This is a genomic window from Helicobacter sp. CaF467b (assembly GCF_022664765.1).
In the GTDB taxonomy this organism is placed as follows: domain Bacteria; phylum Campylobacterota; class Campylobacteria; order Campylobacterales; family Helicobacteraceae; genus Helicobacter_D; species Helicobacter_D colisuis.
Window position 1 is genome coordinate 1,066,797 of the sequence record NZ_JALAIY010000001.1, and the last position, 20,680, is coordinate 1,087,476.

Annotated in this window: 18 protein-coding genes and 1 pseudogene; 6 read left to right on the forward strand and 13 right to left on the reverse strand. The window is 34.3% G+C overall.

Features of this window, described 5'->3' with window-relative positions:
- Positions 1-9: 9 nt before the first annotated feature.
- Genes MKD52_RS05445 through dnaG form a run of 3 tightly spaced genes read right to left on the reverse strand, consistent with a single transcriptional unit; the run spans position 10 to position 3,270 of the window.
- Positions 10-624 carry a nitroreductase family protein gene (locus tag MKD52_RS05445; RefSeq protein ID WP_242099538.1) on the reverse strand — a complete coding sequence of 205 codons (615 nt, stop codon included), beginning with the start codon at positions 622-624 and terminating at the stop codon, positions 10-12.
- A 17-nt stretch (positions 625-641) separates the two neighbouring features.
- On the reverse strand, positions 642-1,619 hold the full coding sequence (locus MKD52_RS05450) for a 7-cyano-7-deazaguanine synthase (protein WP_242099539.1): 978 nt from the start codon (positions 1,617-1,619) through the stop codon (positions 642-644).
- Positions 1,597-3,270 carry a DNA primase gene (dnaG, locus tag MKD52_RS05455; protein WP_242099540.1) on the reverse strand — a complete coding sequence of 558 codons (1,674 nt, stop codon included), beginning with the start codon at positions 3,268-3,270 and terminating at the stop codon, positions 1,597-1,599. Before dnaG ends, MKD52_RS05450 begins: the two co-directional genes overlap by 23 nt.
- A gap of 121 nt (positions 3,271-3,391) precedes the next feature.
- On the opposite strand from dnaG, the gene MKD52_RS05460 reads away from it, so the two are divergent.
- Genes MKD52_RS05460 through MKD52_RS05485 form a run of 6 tightly spaced genes read left to right on the forward strand, consistent with a single transcriptional unit; the run spans position 3,392 to position 8,937 of the window.
- Positions 3,392-4,444, forward strand: a complete 1,053-nt coding sequence (locus MKD52_RS05460) for a tetratricopeptide repeat protein (protein ID WP_242099541.1) — start codon at positions 3,392-3,394, stop codon at positions 4,442-4,444.
- Positions 4,419-4,850 (forward strand): ribonuclease HI, encoded by a 432-nt coding sequence (gene rnhA, locus MKD52_RS05465; RefSeq protein ID WP_112056631.1) that lies wholly within the window; start codon positions 4,419-4,421, stop codon positions 4,848-4,850. Before MKD52_RS05460 ends, rnhA begins: the two co-directional genes overlap by 26 nt.
- Positions 4,851-4,852: 2 nt before the next feature.
- Entirely contained in the window at positions 4,853-5,527 is a 675-nt protein-coding gene (rnc, locus tag MKD52_RS05470; protein WP_112056630.1) for a ribonuclease III, read from the forward strand.
- Positions 5,524-6,594, forward strand: coding sequence for a chorismate synthase (gene aroC / locus MKD52_RS05475; RefSeq protein WP_242099542.1), 1,071 nt, complete (start codon positions 5,524-5,526; stop codon positions 6,592-6,594). The genes rnc and aroC overlap by 4 nt, the downstream gene beginning before the upstream one ends.
- Entirely contained in the window at positions 6,594-7,523 is a 930-nt protein-coding gene (locus tag MKD52_RS05480; protein WP_242099543.1) for a hypothetical protein, read from the forward strand. The genes aroC and MKD52_RS05480 overlap by 1 nt, the downstream gene beginning before the upstream one ends.
- A gap of 43 nt (positions 7,524-7,566) precedes the next feature.
- Positions 7,567-8,937: a sodium-dependent transporter gene (locus MKD52_RS05485; protein WP_242099544.1), complete on the forward strand. Its 1,371-nt coding sequence runs from the start codon at positions 7,567-7,569 to the stop codon at positions 8,935-8,937.
- 43 nt (positions 8,938-8,980) lie between these two features.
- Here the strand turns inward: MKD52_RS05485 and MKD52_RS08665 are convergent.
- From MKD52_RS08665 to MKD52_RS05540, 10 genes and pseudogenes are all read right to left on the reverse strand, one after another.
- Positions 8,981-9,996 (reverse strand): annotated as a pseudogene (locus MKD52_RS08665) (type I restriction endonuclease).
- 182 nt (positions 9,997-10,178) lie between these two features.
- Entirely contained in the window at positions 10,179-11,660 is a 1,482-nt protein-coding gene (gene nuoN / locus MKD52_RS05500) for an NADH-quinone oxidoreductase subunit NuoN (RefSeq protein ID WP_242099547.1), read from the reverse strand.
- A complete protein-coding gene (locus MKD52_RS05505; RefSeq protein ID WP_242099548.1) occupies positions 11,660-13,198 on the reverse strand; it encodes an NADH-quinone oxidoreductase subunit M in 1,539 nt (512 codons plus the stop codon). Before MKD52_RS05505 ends, nuoN begins: the two co-directional genes overlap by 1 nt.
- Positions 13,183-15,039 carry an NADH-quinone oxidoreductase subunit L gene (nuoL, locus tag MKD52_RS05510; protein WP_112056624.1) on the reverse strand — a complete coding sequence of 619 codons (1,857 nt, stop codon included), beginning with the start codon at positions 15,037-15,039 and terminating at the stop codon, positions 13,183-13,185. The genes MKD52_RS05505 and nuoL overlap by 16 nt, the downstream gene beginning before the upstream one ends.
- Before the next feature lie 3 nt (positions 15,040-15,042).
- The gene (gene nuoK, locus MKD52_RS05515; protein ID WP_112056623.1) at positions 15,043-15,345 is read right to left on the reverse strand and encodes an NADH-quinone oxidoreductase subunit NuoK; all 303 of its coding nucleotides are present in this window, start codon (positions 15,343-15,345) and stop codon (positions 15,043-15,045) included.
- The gene (locus MKD52_RS05520) at positions 15,342-15,905 is read right to left on the reverse strand and encodes an NADH-quinone oxidoreductase subunit J (RefSeq protein ID WP_112056622.1); all 564 of its coding nucleotides are present in this window, start codon (positions 15,903-15,905) and stop codon (positions 15,342-15,344) included. The genes nuoK and MKD52_RS05520 overlap by 4 nt, the downstream gene beginning before the upstream one ends.
- On the reverse strand, positions 15,898-16,527 hold the full coding sequence (gene nuoI, locus MKD52_RS05525; protein ID WP_112056621.1) for an NADH-quinone oxidoreductase subunit NuoI: 630 nt from the start codon (positions 16,525-16,527) through the stop codon (positions 15,898-15,900). The genes MKD52_RS05520 and nuoI overlap by 8 nt, the downstream gene beginning before the upstream one ends.
- Positions 16,524-17,522, reverse strand: coding sequence for an NADH-quinone oxidoreductase subunit NuoH (gene nuoH, locus MKD52_RS05530; protein WP_112056620.1), 999 nt, complete (start codon positions 17,520-17,522; stop codon positions 16,524-16,526). Before nuoH ends, nuoI begins: the two co-directional genes overlap by 4 nt.
- A complete protein-coding gene (locus tag MKD52_RS05535; protein ID WP_242099549.1) occupies positions 17,519-19,957 on the reverse strand; it encodes an NADH-quinone oxidoreductase subunit G in 2,439 nt (812 codons plus the stop codon). Before MKD52_RS05535 ends, nuoH begins: the two co-directional genes overlap by 4 nt.
- A 2-nt stretch (positions 19,958-19,959) precedes the next feature.
- The coding region (locus MKD52_RS05540) for a hypothetical protein (RefSeq protein ID WP_242099550.1) at positions 19,960-20,680 on the reverse strand (721 nt) is incomplete at its 5' end.

The following is a 20,680-nucleotide window of genomic DNA, read 5'->3' on the forward strand; positions in this document are numbered from 1 at the left end:
AATTATCCACTAATCAAGAAAAGTAATCACCTCTTCTTCGCTAAAACGCACTTTTTGTGAAATTGCTTTATTTTCATATTCTCCCACGATCAACATAATAGAACTTCGTTCTTTTGTGGTATCTAGCTTTAAATAAAAATCCAAAGCCTTAGAATCAAATCCACCAACAATACACGATCCAAGCCCAATAGCACAAGCAGCATTAGCAAGATTCCCCAAAGCCAAATAAGTTTGCTCTTTAGCATAATGCAATTTTTCATCTTCATTCATGTTTTCAATAAAAGGCTTATAGAGATTGATACGCTTTTGTAGCTCTTCTTCTTTCATTCCTCTTGCTTGAAGTTTAGGAATAAAATATTCTTCAAAATCTAATCTAGCTAAAATAATTATAATAGCTCCACATTTTTTAACATGCCCTTGATAATTAGCTATCTTTGAAATTTCCTCTTTTTTATTAGAATCCTGCACCACCAAAAACTTCCAAGGCTCTAATCCCAAAGAACTCGGTGATAATCTCCCAGCTTCCAAGATATACTCTAAATCTTCTCTCTTTAAAAGACTTTCTTTGAATTCTCTGCAAGAGTATCTCTGATTTATAATTTTACTAAAAGCTTCTTTTTGCATATTTACTCTTTTGATTTTTAAGATAGCAATAAAAATTTCTGCGCTTTTTCTCTAGAAATAAAAGGCTTAGCCTCTCTTTCATTCCCTTCAAATCGAACCTTATAGGTCTGATTAGCTTCAGTCTTACCATACACTAACGCTAAAGCAATCGCCATTTCTTTATCCCCCTTTGTTGAATTTTTTTCTACCAATGCCAAAGGTCCAACACAATCTATCAATTCAATCTTACTCATTTTGGGATGCTCAAAAGAGAGTTTATGATTCTCCTCCTCATTTCTAGCAACAATACAACGCCCTCCATCAGGTAAAACAAAATAGCGTCCATATTTTACCATTTCCATATCTTCAAACACAATTTCTCTATGAGATTTTAAATCTTTGATTTTATTAGCAATAGAAATTTCAGTCAAAAGACAACCACCGCCAGGCTTTGCAAAGTTTTTAATCCCATATTCTTCTACCATCTTAAGCTGTCTCTCTCTACCTCTGCCGTGAATATCAAGCAACTTCTCTCTATCAATCCAACCTTTTTGTTCAGGAATGGTAATAGGTAATAGCTTAGCACTCATAGGACGCACTACCAATCCTTGTGCATTGCAAAGTTTTTCTACTTGCAAAAGTGCTTCAGCTCTTTGACTTTTGGGGCGTTGCCCCAAAACTTCTCCACTAATAACAAAACTTGCCCCCTCACTCTCCAACATAGAAAATGCGTGTGAAAACATATTTCCATGACAATCAATACAAGGATTAAAATATTTACCATAACCATATTTAGGCTCAAATAAAACTTCATCAAAAAATTGCCTTTTAATATCCACTACTTTTAAAGGCACTTCAATTTGATCTAAAATAGCCCTTAAAGCCTCACTTTTATCATTCTTTCCGATAAATCCTATATCAAAATGCAAAGCCAACACTTCAATGCCCATATCTTTGATAATTTTAATGGCTAATAAACTATCTAAACCACCGCTAAAAAGCGCCAAAGCCTTCATAAACGATCAAGTCTCCTTTTTTTAAATTATCTAAATATTTTTGGTATTTCCGTATTAAAAACGACTTTTCCCTTAAAGAAAGCTGTTTTTTGCTGATTACCTTTTGTTTTTGTTCTTCATAGTATTGGTATAGAATCATAATCATTTGTTGCTTTAATTTTTCTTTGTCTTGAGCTTTAATCTTATTGTCTAGCAAAATTCGAATCAAGCTAGGGTCTTTTAACTCTCCTTTTAAAAGCTTCAAATAAGCTTCCTTTTGGTTTAAAAACATTGCAGGTTCTAAAAAATCCATCACAAATTCTAAAAGATTCATATCCTCTAGCACACTTTTAATAATCGCCTTTTCTGCTAAATCAAAGCTCTCTTCACCTCTAATTGGCTCTTTTACCTGCTTTTTTTGATTATTTCTTTTGATTTTTATTAGATGACTAGGCAGTTTTAATCTCTGCGCCAAAAAACCCTTATAATCTTCTTGAATCACCAAAGAAAAATGCTGCAAATAACCCAAAGCTTCTTGCAGACATTTGTCTTTTTGAAGTGGATTATCCAAATCATATTTCTTTATAATCCCCTCAAGCACGAAATCAATAAAAGGAATCGAAGATAAAAAAAGTTCTTTTAATCTTGCAATATCTCCATTTTTTACCATATCAGCAGGATCTAAACCTCCATCAAATAGCACAACACCACCTTCTTTATTAGCCAAAGACAATAAAGAAGCTGCTTTAAAAGCCGCATTCATTCCCGCATTATCACCATCATAGGCAAGAATCACTTTTGGATTTCCTTTAGAAAGCAGTGGCAAATGCTCTTTAGTTAAAGCCGTCCCAAGTGTAGCTACTGCGTTTGTAAAACCCGCTTGATGCAGCATGATAACATCTAAATATCCCTCTGTTACAATCACTTCTTCTTTTTTATAAATTGTCTCTTTGGCTTGTAGATATCCATAGAGAATCTGTGATTTATTAAAAAGCTTAGTTTGTGGAGAGTTAATGTATTTTGCTGGATGATTCCCCAAAGTGCGCCCACCAAAGCCCACAATCTTATTTTGCGGTGAGCGAATAGGAAAAATCAACCTTTGTGTAAGCCTAGCATAATACCGCTTCGCTCCATTTTCATTATCCGCACCCAAAATGCCTAGATTCAAAGCTTCTTGAAGATTAATAGAATATTTTTGGAGTGTAGTCATAATCTCATAATTTTGACCTGCATATCCAAGCTCAAATTTTTGTTGCGTGGGCAATGTGATTCCGCGCGATTGAATGTATGACTCCACTTCTTTTGTAAGTGAGTCTTGATAATACTCTTTCATAAATTCCATAATTCCATAAGAATCTTCTTGAAAAGAGTTTTTATCTTTCTCATAGGTTAGTGTAAAGTTGTAAAGTTGTGCTAGTTTTTCTATAGCTTCTTTGTAATTAAGCTTTTCATATTGCATCACAAAAGCGATACTATCTCCACTTGCCCCACAACCAAAGCAATGGTAAAAACCTTTATTTTGATTCACAACAAAACTAGGAGTTTTTTCTTGATGAAAGGGACAACAAGCTTTAAAAGTAGCCCCTATTTTCTTTAATTCAATATAATGCGAAACCACTTCAATAATATCAAGCTGATTTTTTAATGCTTCAATGCTTTGCTCTGCAATCACAATTTTTCCTAGTCCTTAAGAGAGTATCAAATTTTACTAAACTTTTTCTAAATTCCCCTTATAAGTTTTGCTATAATTCTTGCAAGATTATTTTATTCTTATTATTCTTACGAGGTTTAGTTTGGATTTTTTAGAAAATATTGATTATCACGATCCATTATTTGGGATTGTAATTTTAATTTTTTGTATTGGAATTATTAGTCTTTTTGCTTATTATTGGAATTATATCATCAGCAAAAAACAACATAAATCCCTTGCTAAATTTATGGAGAGTTTTGATTATATTGGCTTTGATAAAGAAATCAAAGAATTCCTAGCTCTTAGCCAAAACCCAATCCCTTCTATTCTTTTTATGGCAAATATGTATCAAAAAGGTGCTAACTATGAAAAAGCCATTCGCCTTTATACAACTTTGCTAGATCACATTAAAAACCCCATTGATAAAATTCCCATTTTAGAATCGCTTGGAAATATTTATTATAAAGCAGGATTTCCCCTAAGGGCTAAAGAGATTTATTTGGAAATTTTACACCATTATCCACGCTCCCAAAAGATTCTCAAATCCCTTATTAAAATCTGTGAAGATTTGAATCTCTACAAAGAAGCCCTAGAAGCCCTTGATTGCCTAGAAGAAATTGAAGGTGGCACAACCCTGCATCGACATTATTTAGAAGTCAAGATTCTAATCTTTCACAAAGATGACAATCAAGATAAAATCAAAAAAATTCTAATGCTTTTTCAAAAAGAACCCAAACTCTCACGAATCATACTCTCTTTTTTAAAAGACTTTCACCCTGCCCTATTTTGGGAAAATATCCAAAATCTTAATTCAACAAATCTTTTAGAAATACTAGATATTTTATGGAATTGCAATCCAAATGAACTCCCAACTAGCCCTATTAAAAACAAACTACTCCAAGATATTTTAGAAGCCAAAGGATTCTACCCAACCACTGATAACAAAAAAGAGAGTTTTGAGCTAGAAGTGCTTTCACTTTTAAATAAGAACAAAAATTACACTGGGGATTTAAAATTCACCTATCATTGCACAGCTTGTAAAGCCAATATGCCATTACCTTTTGAAACTTGTCCGCATTGTGGCACATTGCTAAGTGCTAAGACTATTATTACCTTAAAGCAAAAACAAGATGAAACGCGTTACTCTCTTTTGTGATGGATCTTCTTTGGGGAATCCAGGCTATGGTGGCTGGTGTGGAATCTTGCGCTACAAAGATAAAGAAAAAATTATCAAAGGTAGTGCAGAAAATGCCACCAATAACCAAATGGAATTATCCGCCCTTATCTTTAGTTTAAAAGCCCTCAAAGAACCTTGCGAGGTTTTAGTGATTAGTGATTCAAAATATGTCTTAGACGGGCTTTCTAAATGGCTTCCTAACTGGATTATTAAAAATTTTAAAAATGTCAAAAATCCAGAACTTTGGAAGCAATATCTAGAAGTTTCAAAACTTCACAAAATTCAAGTGGCGTGGGTAAAAGGACATAATGGACACAAAGAAAATGAACTTTGTGATAAAATTGCTAAAGAAGAAGCATTAAAACTTAAAAATCAAAAGGAATAAAAGTGAATTTAAATGATTTTCAGCGATATTTAGGCTATCACTTCTCCAATCAAAACCTGCTCCAAGAAGCTCTCACTCACAAGAGTGCTAAAAAATCGACCCATAATGAGCGATTGGAATTTTTAGGCGATGCTGTTTTGGATTTGATTATTGGAGAATTTTTATACAAAAAGTTCCCCCATTCTCCTGAAGGTGAACTCTCCAAAATGCGCGCTTCAATGGTCAATGAAAAAGCATTTGCAAAAATTGCAAGGCATTTAAATATCGGAGAATGTCTTTATATCTCACATTCTGAAGAACAAAACAATGGCAGAGAAAAAGATTCAATTCTCTCTAATGCCTTTGAGGCAATTGTGGGGGCAATTTATCTAGAAAGTGGCTTAGAAAAAGTGCAAACTATTGTTTTGAAAATTTTAGATATTTTATACCCAAAAATTGATTTAGAAAATCTTTTTTATGATTATAAGACAAGCTTACAAGAACTTACCCAAGCCTTATTTGGAATCACGCCAGAATATGTGGTGCTTGATTCTAAAGGTCCTGATCATAATAAAGAGTTTCTTATGGGAGTTTTTATTCAAAACAAAGAATACGCAAAAGCCAAAGGAAAAAGCAAAAAAGAAGCCCAGCAAAATTGCGCCAAAATTGCACTTAAAATTTTAAAGGATAAACAATGAATACTTTTGGGGAAGCCCTTAAACTAACAACTTTTGGCGAAAGCCACGGAGCAGGGATTGGGGGTGTGCTTGATGGAATCCCTGCAGGTTTAGCCATTGATGAAGACTTTATTACTCAAGAGATGCAAAGGCGACAAGGGGGAAGAAATTTGTTTTCTACTCAAAGAAAAGAAGCTGATAAAGTTCAGATTCTAAGTGGAGTTTTTGAGGGTAAGACAACAGGCACTCCCCTTGGTTTTTTCATTCACAATAGTGCCAGTAAAAGCAGTGATTATGCCAATATAAAAGATATTTTTCGCCCAGGACATGCAGATTTTACCTATTTCCATAAATATGGAATCAGAGATTACCGCGGTGGTGGAAGATCAAGTGCGAGAGAAACTTCTGCTAGAGTGGCTGCAGGAGCGATTGCCAAATGCCTTTTAAACGAGTTTGGAATCACGCTAAGAAGTGGAATTTTTAGCATAGGGGAGATAGAATGTCAAAGAATTGATTTTAATTTTGCCAAAGAGAGTGAAATTTTTTCTTTAGACAAAGATAAGGAAGAATCTCAAAAAGAAGCAATCTTAAGGGCTAAAAACTCGCACGATAGCATTGGGGGGGTGGCATTAATTAGCGCTATTAATATCCCTATTGGACTTGGAGAACCACTTTATTACAAACTTGATTCAGCTATTGGGGCTTTAATGCTTGGTTTAAATGGTGTTAAGGCTGTAGAGATTGGTAGCGGAACTAAAGCTTCAAAAATGCAAGGCTCACTTCATAATGATTCTATCGCACCAAATGGCTTTTCTAGCAATCATAGTGGCGGAATCTTAGGCGGAATAAGTAATGGTGAGGAGATCTACTTTAAAGTGCATTTTAAACCTACACCAAGCATTTTTATACCTCAAGAAACCATTAATATCCAAAATAAAAAACACATTTGCGCAATCAAAGGACGCCACGATCCTTGCATCGCCATTCGTGGTAGCGTTGTGTGTGAATCAATGCTAGCTTTAATTTTAGCAGATATGTTGCTTTTAAACGCCACTTCCAAGCTAGAAAACCTTAAAAAAATCTATTAATGCCAAAAGCGCTTCTTTTTGCGGATAAAAAATTTGGAGTTGGGCTGGGGCATTTTAGCCGTTGCAATGCACTTTTAGAGATTCTAAAAAGCAATGGATTTGAAGCTTACTTGCTTGATGCTAGTCTTTTGGATTTAGAGTTAAAAAAATGCGATTTAATTGTTATTGATTCTTATGTTTTAGGGTTAGAATCTTACCAAAAAGCAACCACCTTTGCACCACATTGCTTATTTTTTGATGACACCTTGCGTTTGCCCTACCCTAATGCAATTTTACTAAACAACGCTCCTAATGCTCAAAAAACGCTTTATCAATCCCACTATCCAAACCACACACTTCTCTTAGGTGGAGATTATCGACTTCTCCAAAAGCCTTTTTCTCAAAAGCTCAATACCACGCCAATCAAATCTCCACGCCTTCAAATAAAAAAGATTCTAATTACACTAGGTGGTGAAGATATTTTAAATCTTACTAGTTTTATTATAGATGCACTAGCAACATATAATCCCAATTATGAAATCCACTATATCCACAAAAACACCAAACTCACTAGCCAAGCAAAAGGATATTATGGATTAACACAAGAAGAAATGGCAGATTTATTTTATAAAATGGATCTTTGCATTTGTGCTTGTGGGCAAACCTTAATGGAAATCATTGCTTCTCAAACCCCAAGAATCGCTCTAGAAATTGCCCCCAACCAAAATGCCAATCTCACAAGCTATGCCAAAGCGATTTTACCCATACAAGAAGTATGGAATCTAAACCACAATTCTCTTAAATCGCAACTTCTTAGTCATTTAAAAGCCATTGAAAACCCAAACTTACAAGCACAACAAATCTTACAAGGAATCGCGATTTTAAACCAATCTACAAAATGGGATTCATTTTTGCAAAATTTAAAAAATCTTTATACTTTATCAAGCTAAAATCCTATATAATAGCCTAGATTTCACTCTTAAAGACACAAAAATGCAAAGACAAACTTGGACTAATCACATCACTTATATTCTAACTATTGCAGGTGCCACTATTGGCTTTGGGGCGACTTGGAGATTCCCCTATCTTGTGGGGGAAAATGGTGGTGGCGCTTATGTGCTTATCTTTATTCTTGCGATGATTTTAGTTGGAATCCCTATTATTTTAGTTGAAAATGTCATCGGTAGAATGGCACACAAAAACTCTATTGATGCCTTTGGAGAGAACACAAACAAAAGTGCGTGGAAAATTATAGGCTATATGGGAGCCATAGGTGCTTTTGGAATCTTGGCTTATTATATGGTGCTTGGGGGTTGGGTTATTGCTTATATTGCTAATATTTTTACTTCCTTTTTTGGGGATATTGGACTTAATCTATCAAGCCCAATTACAAAAGAAATCACTTCAGAATTCTATTCTCAAAATATAGAAAATTCACCTTGGTTAATCGGCTTTTACACTTTAATCTTTGTTGTCATAAACTACATTATTCTTAAAAAAGGCATTATTGATGGAATTGAAAGATCTGTTAAGTGGCTTATGCCACTTTTATTATTATGTCTTTTGGGAATGATAGCGCGCAATATTACACTAGAAAACGCAATGGAGGGGATTAAATTCTATCTCATTCCTGATTTTTCTGCCATTACACCAAAGCTCTTTTTGTATGTTTTGGGACAAGTTTTCTTTGCACTTTCTCTTGGATTTGGGGTTATGATTACACTTTCTTCTCACCTTAGAAAAGATGAAAAACTTGTCAAAACCGCTTGCATTACTGGAATTATTAATACACTTGTGGCAATCCTAGCAGGTTTTATTATCTTTCCATCACTCTTTAGTGTTGGGTTGGCTCCCGATTCTGGACCTTCACTAGTTTTCAAAAGCCTTCCCATTGCCTTTTCACATATGGTTTTTGGCGGTTTCTTTGCAATTGTATTTTTTGTTTTGTTGCTAATTGCAGCACTTACAACTTCATTGACCATTTATCAAGTTATTATTAGCATTTTAGAAGAGAAATTTAAACTCTCGCACAATAAAGCAGTTAGCTTTACACTAATAGCAGTTTTTATTTTGGGGAATCTTCCTTGTATTCTTGCTTATGGACCTTGGAGCGATATTATCATTTTTGGCAGAAATATCTTTGACAATTTTGATTTTATCAGCGGAAATATATTCTTTGTGCTTACTGCTTTGGGTTCTGTTATATATGTTGGCTGGGTTTTAGATAAAAGCGCGATTAAAGAAATCAATAATCACTCTTCCAAATCCTCACTTTTTAGTCTTATTTGGTTTTATTACATCAAATACATCATACCACCCATTATTCTTGCAATTTTCATTGGCGGATTTGTGATAAAAATTTGATTTTATAGGCAAAGATATTTACAAATATCTTTGCAATAAAACATTACTTCCTACTTTCATATGCATTCATAATTTCATCTTTTAAATTATAAATATCTTCCAACTTCTCTAAATTATAAGTTTGCCCATTTGGAAAACTAATACTTTTTTTGGTGCTTGTCAAATATAACCTACAGATCCACTTAGTAACTTTACCTTGATATAAAATCCCAAAATAGCTCAAAGTATCTTTATAAGAAATATCATTTAAATCTACTTTGGCACTACCCAAAATAGATTTAACAATGTAAAAGCCTTGCAATTCTTCTTCTGTAGTAATAATTTCCTTTGCCTCTTCCTCTTGCACTTCCTGCTCATCATCATTAATTGACTGAAGATTATTTTTAATGCTTGTAATTTTTTCATAAGCTAAATCATTAATAATTTCTTTAAAAGATTTTGAAATATATCCTTTAAACTCTTCTAGCACAGCAGTAGTCATTCATTTTTTGGTAAGTTGTTTAGCAAAGAAACTTGTAAATTCGTTACTAGGGTCTTCTATTTCACTTTTAAAAATTTCCTGAATACCACGATAATATTTCTTTTTTATAGCAATATCTAAAATTTCATCTAAATTTAAATCTGTATAGATAAACTGCTTTAAATTATTAATATCTCTTGGTTTTAGTTTTTCAAGATTAACAACCAAAAAGGGTGCTTTATCCATCAAATTTGGGTGTTCAATATCCGTAAAAAATCTATACTCAATCCCATTAGTCAAAATAGCAAACTTAATACTAGAATCTGTATTAAAATGCCTCACTAATTGATTATTATGATTATTTAAATTTTCTGTATGATTCTTTGCTTCTATTAGGATAAATGGCTTACCATCTTTAAATATTGCATAATCAACCTTTTCACCTTTTTTAGTCCCTATATCCGCCGTATATTCTGGCACAACTATACTGGGATTAAAAACATCGTAACCTAAAGCTTTTAAAATGGTATAATAAAAGTCATCTTGGTAGCTTCTTCTGTATTAACTAACGCCTTTCTTTCTGAAATAGTCTCTATAATTGCACTTAACTGATTTTCAAATTTTCAAAATCCATTTTAACCTTAAAGATCGCTAAGTTCTACAAAAAAAATACTCTATATTTCGGTTAAATAATTTTTTTCTTAATCATAAAGTATATTTTTAATCTCTATGAGCATTATTTATCTTCAACTACAAACAAATCCTGCACAATGCTATTATTTTAAATAACACTTGATTCTAAAAAATAATAAACAGAATACAAAATATCATCCACAAAAAGGCTAGAAAGACAAACACAAGCCACAGCGATTCCCACTACTATTTTAAGTGGCAAAGTTACATTTTGCAGATAGATTGCACCATTTTCCACAAGAGGCTCTTTAAAAAACATATACACAATGAGTTTTAAATAATAATAAGCCGCAATTGCACTATTAAGTGCCATTACAACTGCTAAAAATAAATAGCCATTATTAATAGCTGCACTCATTAAATAAGCTTTACCCCAAAAAAGCGAAAAGGGAGGGATTCCTGCAAGTGAAAGCATAAACAAAGCCATAATAACCGCCATAAAAGGACAAAGCTTTATAAGTCCAGAAAATTTTTCATAAGGGTGATCATAATGCTTATCCCATTTTTGCTCTTTAGTTCTGGTAATCCAAAGCATCGCAAAAATTCCCAAATTAGCAAACAAAAACAAAATCCAATACATAAAAAGTGCGCTAAAAGACTGAAAACTTGAAATCAAAATCGCACTAAAAACAAATCCTGCATGCGAAATAGAGCTATATGCTAACATTCTTTTAACATCTTTTTGCACAAGTGCCACAAGGTTAGGCAAAGTCATTGTTACAATCACAAGCAAATAAAAAATATTATGCACCCAAATCAAATCTTGGAAAATGCTAAAAATCCGAATCGCTACCACTAAAGCAGCTATTTTTGGCACAACAGATATAAATCCTGCCAAGAAAGAATTTGATCCTTCATAAACATCTGGCATCCAAGTATGAAAAGGCACTAATGAAACCTTAAATCCAATAGTAGCAATAAAAAACACCACCGCAGCTAATATCAAATAAGACGGCTGATAACTGCTGTAATCAAAGGCATTTTTAATATTTTCTAAATCCAAATAACCACTTGCTGCATACAAAAGCATAGAACCAAAGGCAAAACAAGCAGCCGAGAGAGCCCCCATAGTGAAGTATTTAATCGCTGCTTCAAGGGAGTTTTTACGATTGTGCATTGCAATGAGTGTATAAAGCGATAAAGAAGCTGTTTCAAGCCCCAAAAAAATAACAATTAAATGATCGCTGCTTACCATAAATTGAAATCCAACACACATCAATAAAAAAAGAGCATAATATTCTGGATATTGAAATTCATGGAATTTATTATAACTTAGGGTTAATGGCAAAAACAAAATAGCGCCCACTAAAATAATAATTTGCCCAAGCATAGATATTCCATCAATCAACACCAAATCAAAAAATGCCCTACCATATCCACCAAACAACACAACATAGCCCAAATCTAAAACCAAAAAGACAATAGCCAACATCGCATATAGTTGTTTGTTTGCCTTTTGAATATACAAATCCAAGCCAATGATTAAAATCGCACCAACAATGGCAATCACCATTGGGATAATGCTAAAAAAATTCAACTCACCAAAAGTTATACTAAAAGACTCTAACATTATTTACCCTCCCAAGTTAAGGGATTTTCTAAGCTTTCAAAATTAAAAAAATCTTTAGTCTCTTCTAAATCAATATGCGAATACAACACAGCAAACATATTCTCCACACCTTTATTAATGGGCTCTAAAAGCGGTTTTGGATAAACCCCCAACCAAATCACAATAACTACCAATGGTAACAATGCACTCAATTCTCTAGAATCCAAATCTTTTAACTTTTGATTTGTGGCATTGTGTGAAACTCCATAAAAAACCTTTCGATACAAATAGAGCATATAAACCGCTCCAACAATAATGCTAAGCCCAGCAATTCCTGTCATAATAGGCGATACTTTAAAAAATCCTAACAAAGACAAAAACTCTCCAACAAAGCCCATTGTAAGTGGCAACCCAATTGAAGCCATCATCATGATTCCAAAAACCATAGCATAATTTGGCATAACCTTTGCCAATCCACCAAACTCACTCATTAGTTTAGTATGTCGCCGATCATAAATCACACCCACAAGCACAAATAATGCTCCACTTATCACTCCATGGCTTAACATAAGGAATATTGCCCCCGCAATCCCCTCTAAATTTAGCGCAAAGATTCCAATCATAATCACACCCATATGTGAAATAGAGCTATAAGCAATGACCTGCTTAATGTCTTTTTGCGCAAAAGCTACCAATGATCCATAAACAATCATAATTAGCGCCAAAATCGCCATAGGAATCATCAAAGACACACTTGCATCAGGAAACAAGGGTAGAGAAAAACGAACAAATCCATAGGTTCCCATTTTTAACAAAACTGCTGCTAGAATCACCGAACCAATCGTTGGCGCTTGTCCGTGCGCATAAGGCAACCAAGTATGGAAAGGAAACATTGGAACTTTAACAGCCAATCCACAAAAGAATGCAAGAAATAGCCATATTTGAACATCTTTTGTAATCGCCCCAAAACTATACCATTCTATTAACGAAAAAGTCCAAATACCACTCACATTAAAATAATAATAAGCTAAAAATAAGATTCCAACCAACATAATAAGCGACCCTAAAAAGGTATATAAAAAGAATTTTACAGCCGCATACACCCTATTTTCACTTCCCCAAGCACCAATAATATACAGCATAGGCACCAAAGAAAGCTCCCAAAAAACATAAAACAAGATAACATCTAAAGCGCAAAAAACGCCTATCATAATACCTTCTAAACATAAAAGAGAAATGATTAGCTTTTTTAATTCTTTTTGTTCATTAAGATAAATAAAAGCCAAAAAGCTAATTAAGGCGCTTAAAACAATCAAAAACAATGAAATACCATCAAGTCCAACCAGATAACTAACACCAAAACTCGACACCAATGGGAAGAAGTTTATAAATTGATAGCCCTCAATCTCACTATCAAACATAAACCACATTAATAAAACCAAAAGCAACTCAATAAAACTAATCATAACCCCATAAGCTTTTAGGTTTTCCTTAATCCCAACTGCAAGCAAAGCACCCAAAAAAGGAAAAAAGATAAGCAGCGTTAGAATGTAATCCATAAGTTCTCCCTATAAACAAATACAAGTGCTAACAAAAACACTAACCCAAAAAACATAATGCGTAACATTTTAGATAAATTTCCACTCTGAATCACGCGCAACTTCTCTCCACTATCACTTAACAAATAAGCAATCGCATCCACCACAAAATCAACCACCTTTTTATCAATACTCCACATCAATTGTGATATTTTTTCATAACCACGTATAAAAACAATTTCATAAAATTTAGGAATGTAATACTGCTGTGATAAAAGTCTATAAACAAAAGTTTCTTCCCACTTTTTAGAAAAACCACCATTTTTATATTTAAAAATCGCAAATAAAATTCCACTAAGTGCGATAATAGTTGTTGCTCCAATTAAAATCCATATTACTTTTTGATTTAAATTAGAATCAAAATCGGGCAGAGTCTTTAAGATAAAATGGTGAAAATTTGATTCAAACAAACCACTAAAAACCGCCAAAATACCAAGTGGAATCATTGCGTAAATCATATAAGGATAAGCTTCGTGTGGAGTTTCTTCGTGCCTTTTTTCCACAAAAAATACAAGCATAATCAATCTAAAACTATAAAAAGCGGTTAAAAATGCTCCCACGAGCAACATTCCCCAAAGCACATAAGCTTCGCTTCCAAAAGCTGCTTCTAAAATTTTATCTTTGGAGAAGAAGCCAGAGAAAGGATAGATTCCTGCTAATGCAATTGAAGCTAGAATCATTAAAATCGCAGTGTATTTTAGCGGTTTATACAAAGCTCCCATTTTAGTAATATCCAATTTATCATTCATAGCATGCATAACATTTCCAGCTCCCAAAAACAACAAAGATTTAAAAAATGCGTGAGTGGCTAGGTGAAAAAGTGCTATCCAATACGCACCAAGCCCAGCTGCTACAAACATATAACCCAACTGCGAGAGTGTTGAATAAGCAATAATGCGCTTTAAATCCTTATTAACAAGTGCCATACTCGCTGCAAAAACAGCTACAAAAGCTCCTAAAGAAGCAATAGCAAAACTCACTTCAGGAATCATCGCATAAAGAGGATTTGCTCTAACCACAAGATAAACCCCAGCTGTTACCATTGTTGCAGCATGGATTAGCGCAGAAACAGGAGTTGGTCCCTCCATCGCATCGGCAAGCCAAGTATGAAGTGGAAACTGCGCACTCTTACCCATTGCACCCACAAAAAGCAAGATTCCAATTGCTACTAAAATCCCATAAGGCGCTTCATAAATATTGCTTAAAACAATTTCATAATTTAAAGTGCCAAACACCCAGTAAATTAAAAAGATTCCAAGCAGCATTCCAAGATCAGCAATCCGATTCATAATAAACGCCTCATTGGCGGCAAAAGAAGCCGAATCTCTTCCGTACCAAAAGCCAATCAGCAACCAAGAACAGAGTCCTACACCCTCCCAGCCAATAAACAATCCAGCAAAATTATCGCTCATTACTAAAATCAGCATAGAAAACACAAAAGCACTCAAATAAACAAAAAAGCGATTAAAACTTTCATCGTGTTTCATATAACCAATTGAATATAAATGAACGCATAAAGAAACAAGCGTTACTACAAGCACCATTGTCGCACTTACACTATCAATCAAAAAACCAAAAGGAATATAAAGCCCCCCAGCCCCAATCCAATCCATAAGCACGACTTTTAAAACTCCGCCTTGAAAAGCATAAACAAACAGCATTAAAGAGGCTACAAACGAAACCCCTAGCATTAAAGTTGCAAATACTCCTACAAATAAGAATTTACTTTTTGAAGCAAAGGGAATCCCAAAAAATGCACCCACTAAAGGCGAAAACAAAGCCATATATAAAATCCATTCCATACTCTAGCCCTTCATTGTTTGTAAAGAATCTAAATCAAGCGTATGATATTTTTTATGCCAAGCAATCAATAACCCAACCCCAACAGCAACTTCACTTGCTGCAACTGCAAGAATAAAAAAAGCAAAAAGCTGCCCCTTTAAATCCCCCAAGTAATACCCAATGGCAACTAAGCCGATATTCACCGCATTTAACAAAATCTCTGTTGAAAAAAATAACATTAAAAGATTTTTGCGCCTTAATATCCCAAACACACCAATTACAAACATTAAAACCGATACAATCAAATAATGATTTAGTGTAATCATTCTTTATCCTTTGCTTGTATTTCTTCGCTCTCATTTAAAGTAAGAGAATGCTGCATACCCTTACCCGCCAAAATAATTCCTGCAATCATTGCCACCAAAAGCATAATAGCAGCAATTTCAAAAGGAATTAGGAATTTTGTAAAAAGCATATACCCTATCATCTGCACATTTCCTATTTCTTCATTGATTGGAATCTGTGGTGAGAGTTGAGTGAGATTTTCACTTACAATGGGAACAACTACAACCACTACCAAAAGCAAGGCGCTAAGTCCTGTTAATAAAAATAAAACACGAGGATTTTCAACCCTTTCAGTTTGCAATTTTTGCACATCAAAAAACATAATTGCAAAAGCATAAAGCACGATAATAGCCCCTGTATAAACAACAATTTGCACAACCCCTAAAAACTCTGCACCCAGCAAAAAGAAAAAACCAGAAATAAAAATCATTCCTGCTGCCAAAGCACTCAAAGCATAAAGAATACTGCTTGTGCTTACCACAACCAAAAACATTGCTAAAGTTAATGCACTAAAAACATAAAAAGCAATAGCCTCAAACATTTTCAACCCCTTTTTCTTCATCTTTTTGCTCTAATTTTTCTAAATACTTTAATGGAGTTGCTTTGATTTTTTTATCAGCATCTATGCTAACACTTCCCACTCCTTCATATTCACTATCTAAGCCAGATAGTATTTTGTCCATAGGCGTTAGCATATCCTCTTTTAAAGAAAACGAGGCTCGCTGTTCGCTTGCATTTTCATAGCGCTTGCCATGCACGATAGCTAACTCAGGACAAACTTCTGCACAAAGCCCACAATAAATGCAACGACCAAAATTGATGGTATATTCTAAAACTTTCTTGCGCTTATCTTCCCCATAAGCTGTTTCCATACGAATACAATTAGAAACACAAATCTTTTCACACAACCCACAACCAATGCACCGCTCATTTCCACTCTCCAATAATCGCTTTAATTCATGCACAGAACGATACCTTGGGCTTAAGGGTAGTTTTTCTAGTGGATACTGCACCGTGTGAATTTGTGCTTTTAAAAGCTCCTTTAATACCAACCAAAGTCCCACAAACAACTCGCCCTTTAATGCACGATTCCAAAACTTTACAAACTTCTGTGTATAGTTAAGCTTTGGATTTTGATCCACCAATTTAACATATCGACTCATAGACCACCACCTAAAACAACAATTCCTGTAATTAAAATATTCAAAAGTGCTAAAGGAAACAAGACTTTCCAGCACATTCCCATAAGTTGATCGGGTCTAATGTGTGGAAATGCTGCTCTAACCCACATAAACAGAAAAATAAAAAACATTACTTTTAAGATAATGGCAATCCCACCAGGAATAAACCAAAGCGGATTAAAGCCACCCAAAAATAACAACGAAACAAGAAATGAAAGAGTAATCATATTTGCATACTCTCCAATAAAGAACATTCCCCAACGCATTCCTGCATACTCTGTGGCATACCCTGCTATAATCTCAGCTTCATGCTCCAACAAATCAAAAGGCGTTCGATTTAACTCCGCATAGCCTGCAAACAAAAACAAAACAAAAGCTAAAGGTTGAGAAAAAATAAGCCAATTTGTGATTCCATTGCTTTGATATTGATTAATATCTACAAGCGACAAAGAACCAACAAGCATAATAGGTGCTAAAAGCGATAATCCAGAAACTACTTCAAAACTCAAAAGCTGAATTGCTGTCCTAGCAGCCCCCAAAAGTGAATATTTACTATTTGCGCTAATCCCCCCTAAAAGTGGTCCATAAAGTCCAGCAGCTCCCACTCCAAGCACAAACAAAACACCAACATTAATATCTGAAATAATCGGCTGAATCACCCTACCAAAAAGCTCAAATTCTGGAAAAAATGGAATGGGAGCCATTGCAATAAAAGCCGTAGCAGCAGTGATCACTGGTGCAATTCTAAAAATCAAAGAATTAGCACCACTTGGGACAATGTCCTCTTTTGTAAAAAGCTTGATTCCATCTGCTAAAATCTGCAAAATCCCAAAAGGTCCCACTATTGCAGGTCCAAGTCTTCTTTGAAAAAAAGCCAAAACTTTACGCTCAATATAAGTTGAAAATCCTGCTAATGCAAAAAATATTAAAACTACCAACAAAACTTTAATACAAGTCTCAATCACAAATCCCATCATTTTATAACCTTTATTTGCGCTCTTGCATAACGACTTTGAGGGAAATATTCAAACTTCTCCAAGCCACACACTCCAAGCGCTGCAATTCCGCCTTCCATTTCTTTATCAACAACAACTTCCACTGCTAATACCTTAGAATCATCAAAAATCACTTCTACAAGATTGCCTGATTCTACTCCCAAGCTCTTTGCCAAAGCCTCTGAAACCTGTAATCCATTTTTAGAATACAAAAGCTGTGATTGAAGCGTTTCTCTAGAAAAATGCGCCATAGCATCTCTTGCATAGAGATTATAGGATTCTAGCAGATCTAGTCGTACTTCTTCTACTTTAATCTCTTTTTCTTCAATTAAGGGGTTAAGCAAATAACCGCGTATCTCTGTCCCATCATTTAAAAAGCCATATTTCAAACTATCATACTCCACACATCTAAAACCCTTTTGCATAGGCAATTCTTGCGTGTAGTCAATGGTATGCTCCAAGTCCAAACCAAGCTCTTTTGCAATGTCATTAAGCTCATAACCCTTGTAGGGAATTGCATTAGAGAGCGGAACAACTCGCTTATCTACATTAACAAAAGTTCCTTCTTGTTCTTGTAAATAAGGCATAATAAGCACATTATCACTTTCTGTACCGATTCTAAAATCTCCTTTTGTGTTATAGCCTATTGTATAGCCTTCTGTTTCTTGGCTTAACTCACAAATCAAAGAGATTCCTAGTGCATTAGGACTAGGTGGCAAAAGCATAATTTTAAACTTTGAATATTTTTCAATCAAAGCTAAAATGCGAGCAATATTTTTAGCATTTTTTGCACGATACACATCAAGCCCAACAATCAAAATCGGATTTTCAGCACTCAAAGCCATTTTCCTTAAAGCCTCAATATCAAACTCTAGATTATCCTTTTTAAAAGCACAATTAGCTTCTTCTAAAAGACAATATTCCACCAATTCGCTACTTAGAATTTCTTTATTTTCTTTAATTTCCTCTACTGTTTCTGATTTTTCATTACTTTGAATAATTTCTTTAAAGATTTTCTTCTCATATTTTTGGATTTGATCTTTTAGAGAATGTGGAATCTCTGGGATACAAATACTAGCTAACAAAAGCGCAAATGCTTCCTCACTTTGAGGCTTATAAAATGCTTCTACCAAATTTACAGGTTTAACAAACCCACTTGCCACACAATCTCTCATCGTATGAAAATATGCCAAAGTAGCACCTTTGTTTTGCTTCATAGCATTATTAATGCTATGTGTTACCACTGGCATATCATAGCTCATTGCTCCACCAAAACACATTACAAAGGTGCTTTGAGTTATTTCTTTTTGCGTGGCTTTGCCCAAACTTCCACTGCCACTAGCAAATTCTGCCAAAAACTCTTGAAAGGCAAACACTTCATCGCACACCAAGCGGTAATTATACCTCTGCTTTAAAGTTTGCAAAATCAAAGCTTCTTCATTAGTAACATTCCCCAAAAATCGAATGGTTTTTGATTCTTTAAAAGCTACGATGGTTGCATTAAAGGCGTCTTTGTTTTTTAAAGTCTCATAAGGAATCTCTTGATGATTAGTTTCAAAAGCCAAGCGTCCTGCTGGACAGAGAGTTGCAAAGTTCCAATCACTTGTAACACGATAGATTTTTCTTTTTTCTCCACTTATGCTCTCTTGCTTGACTTCATAAGTCAAAGGACAGCCATTTCCACAATACACACAAGTGCTAGGAATCTTTTCTAGCTCCCATGCATTAGATTGATATTGAAAATGCCCAATCCCCAAAGCTCCTACAGGACACACACTCGCACATTCTCCACAATCCTGACAATCTCCACTGCCACTTGGTCCTATGAGTGATTTTTTTGCTTTATTCCAAACTCCAAAAGCATCTTTTGGCATTGTTTCTTTGTATTCTTTATCAGGCATTTCCCCATCTCTTTTGATGGTTTTAATATAAGCTTTGCCTATTTTATCTTTACATAATGTTACACATCGCTCACACACAATACATAAATTTGGATCATAAACTGTTTGCCCCCAATGATTAAAAGCTTTATAATCATCTTTGAGTGCGTATTTTTGCTCTCTTACTCCAACATAATGTGTGTAATTTTGCAATTCACACTCCCCACTCTTATCACACACACCACATTGCAAAGGATGATTGACATCATAGGTTTGCATAATCGCAATTCTCTCCTCTTCTATCTCAGGAGTATTTACGACCACTTCCATACCCTCTTTTACCTTAGCATTACAAGCATACACTCGCTTACCATCAGCCTCTACCATACACATTTTGCAAGCTAGAGTTGGAGAACAGCAAGAGAGGTAGCAGATCGCAGGTATAAAAATATCATTAGCGCGTGCCACATTTAAAATAGTCTCGCCCTCTTTGCAAAGTATTTCACGATTGTCTATTTTAATTTGAATCATTTCCATAATTACATAACCTTATCTAGCTTAATTTTTTGATAGCAAAAACAAAAATTCTCTTTTTTAGGTAATGACAAAATCCCAACCATTCCTTTAATCTCTTTATTTTCACAAAACTCCACTTCTAACGCCTCTAAACTATCAAAAATTACTTTGATTTTCTCCCCATTTCCTACTTTTCCAACTAACCCAAATTGTTTTGAAGCTTTTAGTATGGGAGTTTTTATTAAATGTTCATAGTGTAAATACGCGACTAAACCATCAAAACTCCCAACTTCTCCTATTTTAGAAATTTCTTCATAATGAGGCAAAACAGACACCTTCTCTTCTTCTAAAAAAACTACTTCTAAAGATTTACTTTGTGAAAATAATGCAAGTATCTTTGCAATATTTTTAGCATTTTTATGAGTAACAACATCTTTTCCGATAATTAAAGTATTTTTCAAATTATCTCCAAAGCTTTTTTGAATCTCAAAAATTTCTTCTTCTGCCAAATTAATTTCTGAAGCCAAATATCCAATATCAAGCTCTTTAATAAAGCTTTGATTTTTGATAACTTCATCTTGCAATAAGAATTCTGCTAAAAGAGCTAAAACTGATTCTTCACAACCCACTTCGTATAAAAACTGCTTTATATTGGAGTTTGGATTAAAATTTAAAGGGCTTAATAAAAAAACATTCTTTTGTGTTGCCAAAGTTGGAATTTTGTCTAAAAAATCCAAAATAAAT

Coding starts and splice junctions, on each gene's coding strand:
- MKD52_RS05445 (WP_242099538.1), bottom strand. CDS start 624: ATGCAAAAAGAAGCTTTTAGTAAAATTATAAATCAGAGATACTCTTGC.
- MKD52_RS05450 (WP_242099539.1), bottom strand. CDS start 1,619: ATGAAGGCTTTGGCGCTTTTTAGCGGTGGTTTAGATAGTTTATTAGCC.
- rnhA (WP_112056631.1), top strand. CDS start 4,419: ATGAAACGCGTTACTCTCTTTTGTGATGGATCTTCTTTGGGGAATCCA.
- aroC (WP_242099542.1), top strand. CDS start 5,524: ATGAATACTTTTGGGGAAGCCCTTAAACTAACAACTTTTGGCGAAAGC.
- MKD52_RS05480 (WP_242099543.1), top strand. CDS start 6,594: ATGCCAAAAGCGCTTCTTTTTGCGGATAAAAAATTTGGAGTTGGGCTG.
- MKD52_RS05485 (WP_242099544.1), top strand. CDS start 7,567: ATGCAAAGACAAACTTGGACTAATCACATCACTTATATTCTAACTATT.
- nuoN (WP_242099547.1), bottom strand. CDS start 11,660: ATGTTAGAGTCTTTTAGTATAACTTTTGGTGAGTTGAATTTTTTTAGC.
- MKD52_RS05505 (WP_242099548.1), bottom strand. CDS start 13,198: ATGGATTACATTCTAACGCTGCTTATCTTTTTTCCTTTTTTGGGTGCT.
- nuoL (WP_112056624.1), bottom strand. CDS start 15,039: ATGGAATGGATTTTATATATGGCTTTGTTTTCGCCTTTAGTGGGTGCA.
- nuoK (WP_112056623.1), bottom strand. CDS start 15,345: ATGATTACACTAAATCATTATTTGATTGTATCGGTTTTAATGTTTGTA.
- MKD52_RS05520 (WP_112056622.1), bottom strand. CDS start 15,905: ATGTTTGAGGCTATTGCTTTTTATGTTTTTAGTGCATTAACTTTAGCA.
- nuoI (WP_112056621.1), bottom strand. CDS start 16,527: ATGAGTCGATATGTTAAATTGGTGGATCAAAATCCAAAGCTTAACTAT.
- nuoH (WP_112056620.1), bottom strand. CDS start 17,522: ATGATGGGATTTGTGATTGAGACTTGTATTAAAGTTTTGTTGGTAGTT.
- MKD52_RS05535 (WP_242099549.1), bottom strand. CDS start 19,957: ATGGAAATGATTCAAATTAAAATAGACAATCGTGAAATACTTTGCAAA.